General features: G+C 53.0%; 10 protein-coding genes and 1 other RNA gene (1 of these 11 cut by a window edge). 1 reads left to right on the top strand and 10 read right to left on the bottom strand.

Features of this window, described 5'->3' with window-relative positions; all coding sequences use genetic code 11:
- The 5 genes from EHV15_RS09490 to ffs all read right to left on the bottom strand — a co-directional run.
- A protein-coding gene (locus tag EHV15_RS09490; protein ID WP_246061431.1) for a DUF2508 family protein crosses the window boundary here: on the bottom strand, positions 1-188 show its 5' portion. 94 nt of this gene lie to the left of the window's left edge; only the first 188 of its 282 coding nucleotides appear in the window; its start codon is at positions 186-188; its stop codon lies off the left edge, out of view.
- Positions 189-386: 198 nt separating this feature from the next.
- Positions 387-986, bottom strand: a complete 600-nt coding sequence (gene recR, locus EHV15_RS09485) for a recombination mediator RecR (protein ID WP_128630988.1) — start codon at positions 984-986, stop codon at positions 387-389.
- 27 nt (positions 987-1,013) lie between these two features.
- The gene (locus EHV15_RS09480) at positions 1,014-1,325 is read right to left on the bottom strand and encodes a YbaB/EbfC family nucleoid-associated protein (protein ID WP_128630987.1); all 312 of its coding nucleotides are present in this window, start codon (positions 1,323-1,325) and stop codon (positions 1,014-1,016) included.
- A gap of 88 nt (positions 1,326-1,413) precedes the next feature.
- Positions 1,414-3,168: a DNA polymerase III subunit gamma/tau gene (gene dnaX, locus EHV15_RS09475; RefSeq protein ID WP_128630986.1), complete on the bottom strand. Its 1,755-nt coding sequence runs from the start codon at positions 3,166-3,168 to the stop codon at positions 1,414-1,416.
- Positions 3,169-3,336: 168 nt separating this feature from the next.
- Positions 3,337-3,604, bottom strand: an RNA gene (gene ffs / locus EHV15_RS09470) — signal recognition particle sRNA large type.
- 184 nt (positions 3,605-3,788) lie between these two features.
- On the opposite strand from ffs, the gene EHV15_RS09465 reads away from it, so the two are divergent.
- Positions 3,789-5,045, top strand: a complete 1,257-nt coding sequence (locus EHV15_RS09465; protein ID WP_128630985.1) for a stalk domain-containing protein — start codon at positions 3,789-3,791, stop codon at positions 5,043-5,045.
- Positions 5,046-5,579: 534 nt separating this feature from the next.
- Here the strand turns inward: EHV15_RS09465 and EHV15_RS09460 are convergent.
- From EHV15_RS09460 to EHV15_RS09440, 5 genes are all read right to left on the bottom strand, one after another.
- The gene (locus tag EHV15_RS09460; protein ID WP_128630984.1) at positions 5,580-6,251 is read right to left on the bottom strand and encodes a hypothetical protein; all 672 of its coding nucleotides are present in this window, start codon (positions 6,249-6,251) and stop codon (positions 5,580-5,582) included.
- Between the two features lie 128 nt (positions 6,252-6,379).
- Positions 6,380-6,577, bottom strand: a complete 198-nt coding sequence (gene rpmE / locus EHV15_RS09455; RefSeq protein ID WP_036617998.1) for a 50S ribosomal protein L31 — start codon at positions 6,575-6,577, stop codon at positions 6,380-6,382.
- Between the two features lie 102 nt (positions 6,578-6,679).
- On the bottom strand, positions 6,680-7,954 hold the full coding sequence (locus EHV15_RS09450) for a radical SAM family protein (protein ID WP_128630983.1): 1,275 nt from the start codon (positions 7,952-7,954) through the stop codon (positions 6,680-6,682).
- A gap of 33 nt (positions 7,955-7,987) precedes the next feature.
- A complete protein-coding gene (rho, locus tag EHV15_RS09445; RefSeq protein WP_128630982.1) occupies positions 7,988-9,358 on the bottom strand; it encodes a transcription termination factor Rho in 1,371 nt (456 codons plus the stop codon).
- Between the two features lie 113 nt (positions 9,359-9,471).
- Entirely contained in the window at positions 9,472-10,725 is a 1,254-nt protein-coding gene (locus tag EHV15_RS09440; protein ID WP_128630981.1) for a UDP-N-acetylglucosamine 1-carboxyvinyltransferase, read from the bottom strand.
- Between the last annotated feature and the right edge of the window lie 44 nt (positions 10,726-10,769).

Raw genomic sequence — 10,769 nt, 5'->3', positions numbered from 1 at the left:
GCCTCAAGCGTGTAGATCGCCACATCCACCTCATCCATGCCGGTCACCTCCTGAAAAGCGGTATAGGCCCGCTCCCATTCCTTATGTGCCTTGACTACTTCCTTATAGAGCAGTTGTTTGGTCTCCATCGTATCATCCATCCGCAAAGCGGCTTCGCGATCCGTATTCCATATCTTCCACAACTTCAAGATCGATCGCCTCCCTAATCCGGTTTATTTCATTTCTATAGGGAAGCGGACAAACTTAGAACCTCGAACCTGCATAAAAAACGTCTGCCGGCACATTCTCAAAGAAGCCGGACCAAAGGAACCTCCGAAACTAAAAAAGAACTTTGCCCCCGAACTTAAAATTCAAGGTACAAAGTTCTTCTTTTTATGATACTGGCATCAATTTATTTCGCGTCTGCCTTCCAGCGCCTTGGACAATGTTACCTCATCCGCATATTCCAGGTCCCCGCCGACCGGCAAGCCGTGAGCAATACGAGTTACACGGATATCAAACGGCTTTACGAGCCGTGAGATATACATGGCGGTAGCCTCGCCCTCGATATTCGGGTTCGTCGCCAAAATCAGCTCTTTGACGCGCTCATCGCTCAAGCGGTTTAGCAGCTCTTTCAGCCGAATATCGTCCGGACCCAGACCTTCCATCGGCGATATCGCTCCCTGCAGCACATGGTAATAGCCATCGAACTCTTTTGTGCGTTCCATCGCCACCAAATCCTTCGATTCCTGCACCACGCATATGACGGACGGATCGCGAGTCTTATCCTGGCAGATTCGGCAAGGATCGGTGTCCGTGATGTTGCAGCAAACAGAACAATAATGCAGATTACGCTTCACGCTCACCAAAGCTTTGGCGAAATCGATCACGTCGTCTTCCTTCATGTGCAGAACATGGAAAGCGAGCCTTGCGGCCGTTTTGGGTCCGATTCCGGGCAGATGGGTAAAAGCATCGATCAGCTTTGCGATCGGTTCGGGATAATACAATTTAGGCTTTCTCCTTCAGCTCAAAAATTAGAACAGGCCGGGAATTTTCATGCCGCCCGTAAACTTGCCCATATCCTGATTGGCCAGTTCTTCCGCTTTGTTCAGCGCATCGTTAACTGCGGTGAGCACGAGATCTTGCAGCATTTCAACATCATCCGGATCGACCGCTTCCGGTTTAATGGTCAGGGACAGCACTTTTTTATGTCCGTTCACTTGGACCGTAACGACGCCGCCGCCTGCGCTGCCTTCCACCGTTTTGCTGCCGAGCTCCTCCTGCGCCTTCAGCATTTGCTCCTGCATTTTTTTCACTTGTTTCATCATTTGATTCATATTGTTCACGCGGTTCACATCTCCTTTAATTGATCTTCATTTGGGAATTACAACACTTTAAAAATAACACAAAATTCGCTGCGCTTCTCCAGCAAAATCATTCCTTGATCACGACCAGGTCGTCGCCGAACAGATGCAGCGCTTCGTCCACCCACGGCTCCTTGCTGTTGCTGCTTCCGCCATCCTCGGGCGGGGGCTCCAGTTCGAACGCTTCCTTGGGCGGCTCCGCCGCTCCCTGAATCGCGTCGTTCCAGTCCTTCAGCATCATCGTCACCAGGCGGCAGGGGCTGCCAAGCTGGCGGGCCATGACGTTTTCGATGAGCTGCTTATTGGCGGGTTTCTCCGTCGTTTCACGGTGAATATCGTTCTTGAAAGCGACCAAAACGGAATCCTCCAGCACCGAAACCGGTTCACCGTTCATAAACCAGGCGTGGATGGTAACCTTCTCCTCTTTGACGGCCTGCAGGATCTGATTCCATTTATTCTGAACCTCCATAAAAGCCGGACTATGCCGCTCGGCGATATACCGGTCCATGTTGGACGGAATCTTGGCTTTCGACGCGACCCGCGGAGCGGAGCTTCGGGCAGACGAACGATTGTTACCCGCCGGCGCGGATGCGCCGCCCCCGGCTCCCGCGGACACGCCTCCCTGCAGCGCCCGTTCCAGCTTCGCTTCCAGCTCGGAAAGCTGGCGCCTCAGCTGGCTGACTTCCGAAGCATCCGCCGTGGAACTGTGGGCAGTTGCCGAGGCCCCATCGATCTCCTCCTTAGGAATCGTACAGATTTTCAGGAGCGCCACCTCAAACAACGTTTGCGGTTGAACCGCATATTTCATTTCCGTTTGATAGTGATTTAACGTATCGATGATCTTAAACAGCTGCGATTTCGTAAAAGATTCGGCGATTTCCGCAAAATCCCGGGGATCCAGCACACGCTCCGTCAATTTGTCCGCCTGCGGCACCATTTTCACCATCAGCAAATCGCGGAAATAATAAAGGAGGTTCTCCATGCATTTATCGGCGCTTTTGCCTTCCTGCATAAATCCGTCGATCATTTGCAGCATGCCGCCAACATCGCCGGCCAGCAGCGTTTGGGCGAGCTCGGCAAACTGCCGGGAGGCGATTCCCCCGGTCATTTCCAGGACCTGCTGATAGGAAACCTGTCCACCGGAGAAGGACGCAATTTGGTCCAGAATGCTGAGCGCGTCACGCATCCCCCCATCGGACAACCGGGCGATGTACTGAATGGCCTCTTCTTCGGCGGTGATGCCTTCTTTTTCGCAAATCAGTTTTAGCCGCTCGCTTTGCTCCTCCAGGGAGACCCTGCGAAAATCAAAACGTTGACAGCGGGAAATGACCGTAGCCGGCAGCCGATGAGGTTCGGTCGTCGCCAAAATAAACATGACGTGCGGCGGCGGTTCCTCCAATGTTTTGAGGAGCGCATTGAACGCTTCCGTGGTCAGCATGTGAACTTCATCGATAATATAAACCTTCTGCCGCACTTCCGTCGGGGCATATTTCACTTTCTCGCGCAGATCGCGAATTTCTTCGACCCCCCGGTTGGAAGCGGCGTCAATTTCAAGCACATCCATGACCGCTCCAGCGGTAATCCGCCGGCATGCATCGCATTCGTTGCACGGTTCTGCGGTTGGCCCTTTTTCGCAGTTCACGGCCTTGGCCAAAATTTTGGCGGCACTGGTTTTACCGGTCCCCCGGGGCCCGCTGAACAGATAGGCGTGAGACAACCGCTGTTCGCGAATCGCATTTTGCAGCGTCCGGATAATATGCTGTTGCCCCACCATGTCTTGAAACGACTGCGGCCGCCAAGCGCGGTACAGCGCAACATGCTCCATATGCGGCACCTCTTTCCTTCCAGTAAGCGACGTTTGTCGTTTCCTTATTATACTATACTCGCGTGGCGAGCAAAACTTCCAATCCACAATCAACAGTTAACAGCCATTTTTTGCATAAAAAAACACCCATGCCCGCAGGCAAAGGTGTCTCCGTATGTGCTATGTAAACCGTGCACCTGTTATTGATCATTGCGATCCGAGCGGCACCTTTACGGCATGACTCGGGACAGGCGACCCTCCGGCACAAGAGTGGCACTGCTTATGGCTGCTTCCTTCCGGACCTGACCAGGTTCACAGGCACTCCTTGCGGAGGACCCGTCCGTCAACGTCTGCCGTAAAGACCGGACCTCACATCGGCAAGACCTCTAACAGGACTTCAACCTCGCTACAGCGGATTGCGAGTTACAGGGCACCGCTACCTCCCCATCTAGCACGGTGAAAATAAGTATATCTCAAGCCTGTATAAAATGCAACCAAGGGGAAGAACTTGGCGGTGCTGCCAAACCGCCCGCTCGGATAGATGCCGCCTATCCACTCCATGCAACTTGTCTCCTATTCTGGTATAATTCTGATAGATTAGTAGAATAGAAGAAAAGTGTAGAAAGCGAGAGGAGAAACGAATGAAACCGATCGGGAAACTTTTCCTTGCAGCTGCCATTTTGGCCGGTGGCATAACCGGGGCCGGACTTCCTCAGGCAAACGCAGCCGCGAAGGTGCAAATTATGCTGGACGGGTACCCGCTGTCTTTTTCCGGTGAACCTATCATCGTTGACGGCACAACCATGGTTCCTTTTCGTTCAATATCCGAAGCCTTAGGAATTCAAGTTACCTGGAATCAGGCCGCCAAAACGATTTCCGCCGTTAAAGGTACAGGTGGGGATGGAATACTCGTACAACTGACGTTGAATAATAAAACCGCCAAGGTGAACGGTTCACCCGTGACGCTGGCGGTAGCCCCCCGTTCCGTCGATGGCAATACGCTGATTCCGCTCAGCTTTTTCAGCCAACAGTTTGGAGCGAATGTCGGCTGGGATCAATCTACGCGAACGGTATCTATCACCTCGCCGCAGGAAAGGATGTACACGCTGGGCTTCTATGCGATATCTTCTTTCTCGGAAGCATCAGCCATTCCTAGCCTCGATGCCGTAGCCTTCGGCTGGAGCCGGATCGACGAGAACGGCAGTTTCACCCTGTCCGGCAAAGACTTCAGAATGCCGGAAGCTGCCGGCGACATCACGCCGGATAGTTTGGTCCAGACGGCGTCAGGCGCCCGGACGATCCCTTATCTGATGGTTTATGCCGGTGATGCGCAAGGCGAATTGACCAAAATGATCGAAGATGCGGAACTGCGCAAACAAGCCATCGCCGACATGATTGCCGCGGCTAAGGACAAGGCGTTTCAAGGCATCATGCTCGACTTTGAGGGATTGGGGCTGACAACCGACAAGGCGGCCACCCGCAAAGCTTTCACCGCCTTCGTCAAACAGCTGTCGACGGAAACGAAGTCCGCCGGTTTAAAGCTCTCGCTGGCGCTTCATCCGTTGAACTCATCTTACCAAGGTTATGATTATAAAGAACTGGGAAAAATCGCCGACGAACTCATCATTATGGCTTATGATTATCGGGTAGGGCAAACTACCGGCAACCCGGAACCGGCGGACAAAGTGGATGAAGCGATTCGGCTGGCACTGAAGGAAACGAGCAAGAGCAAGCTCCTGCTTGGGCTGAACCTCAACAGCGAAAACGAAAACTCCGTCAAAACCTTGACCGGTTTGGCCAAACGCTACGACTTAAAAGGCATCGCCTTATGGCGGCTAGGGCTGATCAGCAGCGAGGAATGGAACAGTCTTAAGCAAAGCGTCGAATTTAAGAAGTGAACGATGCACCGCGTCTAACAAAACAAACGAACAAACATCTCTAACAAAGTACAGGCTGGAGCGAAGGTGTGACTACATCCTGACCTCCCGCCTGTTTTTTGTACATCCTATCAACATTTCCCCACTGCCGCATCAATACCTACTTATTTCAAATTTGCGAGATGCAAAAGTGCAGTTCATTCACCCCTAAACGAACCCATTTATGCGCTTCAAATGCAAAAGTGCAGGCGATTTTCGCCATTTTGATCAAATTTGTCTTAAAACCCCATTTTCAAATGCACTTTTGCACTTCATCGCTAAAAATAACGCGAAATCGGCCATTTCAACTGCACTTTTGCACTTGAGCCGAAGCCGGAGTAAATAAACCATCCCACAAACTATCGAGCAGCGTCACTGCTCTTCGTCACCGCTTTTCGTCACTGCTCATCACTCACTCATTCATTTATTCTCCCCTTCCCTCTACCCACGCGCCTCCAAACCAACCACTAACCACTAACCTCCAACCACCACCTACAACCTACAACCTACTACCGCCTACCAATCGAAAGCATCCCAATCTCTGCGCATGACCTCATATGCCAGTACCCGGCCCGAGGAGCCGCTCCATTTTGGGACCAGCCAGCCCATCTGGCACAACTGCTGCAAATAGCGGACCGCCGTCCGATGATTAACGCCCAGATGCTCCGCTACATCTTTTGGCCGCACCGGCTTGCCTAACTGCACGGCAAACAGCAGAGTAGATTTCAAAGCCATTTTTGCCACACCAACCGGCCGGACTGCCTCGTATCGGCTGAGCAGCATGCGCAGCAGCGTAATGCACAATTCGGGATGCCGCTCTACGTCATCGTAAGCGAATGAGATCACCCGAAATCCTAGCGCTTGCAGGAAAAGCTCCCGGTTTAATTCCCGACAATAGCCGCTTCGGTCCATATCGCGAACATGCGGGCCATAGCCCTTAATTTCGATGATCCACTTCACTGCTCCCGTCAGCCATGCAAAATCGGCAAAATAGGATCTTCCCCGCCAATCCATAATTTCATATTCCGGATGCAAGTCGTCCAGGTTCCTCCGCAGCGGCCACCACACATTACGCAAAAACAGCTCCTCACCGTGCCCGTGCCCCCGTTCCAGGCGCCCTTTTCGTTCGCAGGAACGAAGTTTCATATGCGCTTTAAGCCACTCCTTATGTACAGCTTCAAACTCCATCACACAGCACCTCCGCCAAAAATAAATGTGGTGTTAATACCTTACTGATATAAAAAAAACGCCCCCCGCCATCAGATGATGGAGAGAGACGTTCCTCGTCATAGTTTCTAAATTCCGGTTGTATAAACTTAGATGCCGTATTTCTTTTTGAATTTATCCACACGTCCGCCGGCATCCACGAATTTCTGTTTACCTGTGAAGAATGGATGACAGTTGGAGCAAATTTCAACGCGCAGTTCTTGTTTAACGGAACCCGTTTCAAAGGTATTGCCGCAAGCGCAAGTAACCGTAGTCACGTGATATTTGGGTTGAATAGCTTCTTTCATCACTTTCACCTCTTTCCGCCCTGAGCCTCAATCGTGCACAGAGTTATAATGACACATAAAAGCATTATAGCACGGCATATACCACCAGCGCAATTGCCTGTTTTATCCATGCACCTTGGCCTTGACGCGGGCCAACTCGGACGGAGGCACATGAGTGTACGAGCCAATCACAACGTCAGGCAATTCTTCCTGAAAAATTTCAATCGCTTGTTTCATTCCGAGTAACTCACCTTGTGCTTTCGGGATCAGCTCCAGATAGCTTTCCGGGTCGATGTTCAGGTTGCGGAGTTGAATCAGCTTCAGCTTAGTGCGGCGGGCGAATTCGATCATCGCCTCGACCTCTTCCTCCCGGTCGGTTACGCCGGGAAAAATCAAATAGTTGATCGAGGTATATACTCCCTGTTCCGCCGCGTACTTCAACGATTTCTCCACATTGGCAAGCGTGTAGCCGCGCGGCTTATAATACGCGTTGTAGTGGCCGTCCAGCGCGCTGATCGTGCTGACCCGCATCAAATCGAGCCCGGCGTCAACGATGCCGCGGATATGATCGGAGAGCCCCGCGTTCGTGTTGATGTTGATGTAGCCCATATCGGTTTGCCGCCGCACTTCGCGGATCGCTTCAATAATCAGCTTCGCTTGCGTGGAAGGCTCACCTTCGCAGCCTTGACCGAAGCTGATGATCGATTCCGGCGTTCTCAGGTGCTCCAGCATCACTTCGACCAGCTCTTCCACGCGCGGGCGAAAGTTCATCCGCGTCTGCGGCGCCACAAACCCGCTGTCGTCCGGCTGCTCGGAAATGCAGCCAAAACAGCCCGCATTGCAGGAATATGATACCGGCACGGCCCCTTCCCACCGGTTCAGAAACGTATTGGAAGCCGTCAGGCACTCATAGCCGAGCGCGCAGTTCGACAAATGCTCGTACAGCCGATTTTCCGGATAACGCGCTTTAAAAACCTTCACCTGATTTTTCAGCTCAAGCGGATCGCAATTGAGCGGATTCCATTTCTCGGGATCGTCCGACAGCCGGGCCGTCACATAAAATTGCCCGTCCTTCCAGACCACCGCCGAGTAGCCGAACAAGGGCAGCTTGTAGTCTTTATCTGCTTTGACATAGCCGGGAAGACAAAGCCGTGTGTACCCTTGCGGCAGCAAGGCCCCCACGGCCTGCACATCGCCAGGGAGCGGTTTCATCTCGCCCGTGTCCGGATCCATCCCGATCGGCCGTGTGGAAGGCAGGCCCACCAGCGTAGCGCCCTCCGGCAGCGGGATCAACTCATCCTCCAAAATCTCCACGACCATATCCCCGCTCCGGGCAAGCCCGTACAGCGTCGGATGATCATAAACCTGTCCCTTAGCGTCGGCATAAACTAAATGCATGATGTTCTCCTCTTCACTAGGCAATCTTAAAAATTATACGCCCGAACCATGCGTCGAACCGGCATTCGTCTGCGACGAACCCGTCCGCGAAGAAGACGAAGCGGAACCGGTCCGAACCGGACGGCGCGCTCCCCCGCTCCCGCTTCCGGATGGCGCGCTGCCCGCCGTATCGAACGAAGCCAGAAATTCCGCGTTTGTCTTCGAATCCCGAAGTTTTTTCAGGAACCCTTCCACAAAGTCGTAGGAATCGTTCATATTTTTGCGGATCGACCAGATCGTATCGAGCTCTTCCTTGGTCAACAGCACTTCCTCGCGGCGCGTTCCCGAACGGCGGATATCGATAGCCGGGAAAATACGGCGCTCCGCCAGCTTGCGGTCCAAATGCAGCTCCATGTTGCCGGTGCCTTTAAATTCTTCATAAATGATGTCGTCCATCCGCGATCCCGTATCGACCAGCGCGGTCGCCAAAATCGTCAGACTGCCACCCTCCTCCACATTCCGGGCCGAGCCGAAAAACCGCTTCGGACGATGGAAAGCCGCAGGGTCAATGCCCCCGCTAAGCGTACGGCCGGACGGCGGAACGACCAAGTTGTACGCCCGGGCAAGCCGCGTGATGCTGTCCAGCAGAATCACGACGTCCTTCTTATGCTCCACCAGCCGCAATGCGCGCTGCAATACCAGCTCCGCCACCTTGATATGATTCTCCGGAAGTTCGTCAAACGTGGAAGCGATGACTTCGCCTTTTACCGAACGCTGCATATCCGTCACTTCTTCCGGACGTTCGTCGATCAGCAATACGAATAACTCGATATCGGGGTTGTTGGTGGAAATGCTGTTGGCGATTTCTTTGAGCAGCAGCGTCTTCCCTGCTTTTGGCGGCGCCACGATCAAACCGCGTTGTCCGAGTCCGACCGGGGCAAGTAGATCCATGATGCGGGTGGATAAGTGGGTTGGGGAAGTTTCCAGCACGAGCTTCTTCTGCGGATAAAGCGGAGTAAGCGCCGGGAAGTGCAGCCGTTCGGAGGCAATGACAGGATCTTCTCCGTTGACGGCGTTAACCTGCAGGAGTCCGAAATAACGTTCGTTTTCTTTCGGAGCCCGGCACTTCCCGGAGACGAGGTCCCCCGTTCGCAGATCGAACTTGCGGATTTGGGAAGCGGAAATATAAATGTCTTCCGTGCTGGGCAAATAATTGATCGGCCTTAGGAAACCGTACCCTTCCGGCAAAATCTCGAGCACGCCCTCCATAAACATCAGCCCGCTCTGTTCTGCCTGCGCCCTTAAAATTGCGAAAATCAATTCTTTCTTTTTCAACTGGCCGTAATAAGGAATCTGATACTGCTTCGCAAGCTTGTACAGCTCGGTCAGTTTCATCCCTTCCAAATCGGCGATTTGCAGATCCATAATAAAATAACCACCTATTCAATTTTTTTGGAATCTATGAAGTAAAATAAAAATAATAGACTTCTGACCCTATTATTCCCGTTCTTTGGGAACTTATGCAAGGGGCGAAAAAGTTATTCCGCCTCTCGCCAAACATCCGCGCCCAAAGCCCGCAAATTAGTTACGAGATGGTCGTAGCCGCGGTCGATCAGTTCAACGCCCGATACTTCGGTAATCCCTTCTTCTACGGTTAAACCGGCCACTACAAGCGCCGCACCGGCGCGCAAATCGGCCGCTTTCACTTTAGCCGCATTCAGCTTGGCGCCTTCGATAATCGCCGATCGGCCCTCCACCCGGATTTTCGCTCCCATCCGCACCAGTTCCGGGACGTGCTTAAACCGGTTGCTATAGACAAAGTCGCTCAGCACGCTTACTCCGTTCGCCTGAGTTAAGAGACTTGTCATCGGGGATTGAATATCGGTCGGAAAACCGGGGTAGACTAATGCCTTGACATCGACATGTCCGTAAGAGGATTGGCCGATAACGCGAATGCTCTCATCCAACTCTTCGACCTCAGCGCCCATTTCGAGCAGTTTGGCGGTCAACGCCTCAAGATGCTTGGGGATCACCCCGTCGATCAGGACGTTGCCGCGCGTGGCGGCCGCCGCGATCATATAGGTACCGGCCTGGATTCGGTCGGGAATAATGGAATGACGGCAGCCTTTAAGCTCCGTGACGCCTTCGATCCGGATCGTTTCCGTTCCGGCGCCTTTAATAATCGCCCCCATGGAATTCAGCAGGGTGGCTACATCTATAATTTCAGGCTCTTTGGCCGCGTTTTCGATAATCGTTGCGCCTTTGGCTCGCGTAGCCGCCAGCATAATATTGATCGTTGCCCCGACGCTGCTGACGTCCAAATAAATTTTGGCTCCGCGCAGCTCCTTGGCATGCAAATGAATCGATCCGTGCTCATTCGTCACGGTCGCGCCAAGCGCTTCAAATCCTTTGATATGTTGGTCGATCGGACGGGGCTCAAAATTGCAGCCGCCCGGCAAACCGATCGTCGCTTCCTTAAACCGTCCTAACAAGGCTCCCATCATATAATAGGAAGCGCGCAACTTCTTAACGGGTCCATTGGGCATCGGAATCGATCTGATGTCGGCTGGGTCGATGCGCATCTGGTTGCCTTCCCACTGAACTCGGGCTCCGAGTTCTCCCAAAATTTCCGCGTACACGGCCACATCGCTCAGAACCGGCAGGTTGTCGAGCACGACCTCCGATTCCGCCAGAATCGCAGCCGGAATCAACGCGATCGCACTGTTCTTAGCGCCGCTAATCGAGACGCTGCCGCGCAGCGGACGTCCGCCACGGATCATTAATTTCTCCATAAGTTCAAGGATCCCCCTACGTATTTGCGTCGGCAAACGAACCT

This window comes from Paenibacillus oralis (assembly GCF_003863965.1).
GTDB classification, from domain to species: Bacteria; Bacillota; Bacilli; order Paenibacillales; family Paenibacillaceae; genus Fontibacillus; species Fontibacillus oralis.
Note: the sequence above shows the minus strand (reverse complement) of the source record. Positions and strands in the feature narration are given on the sequence as shown.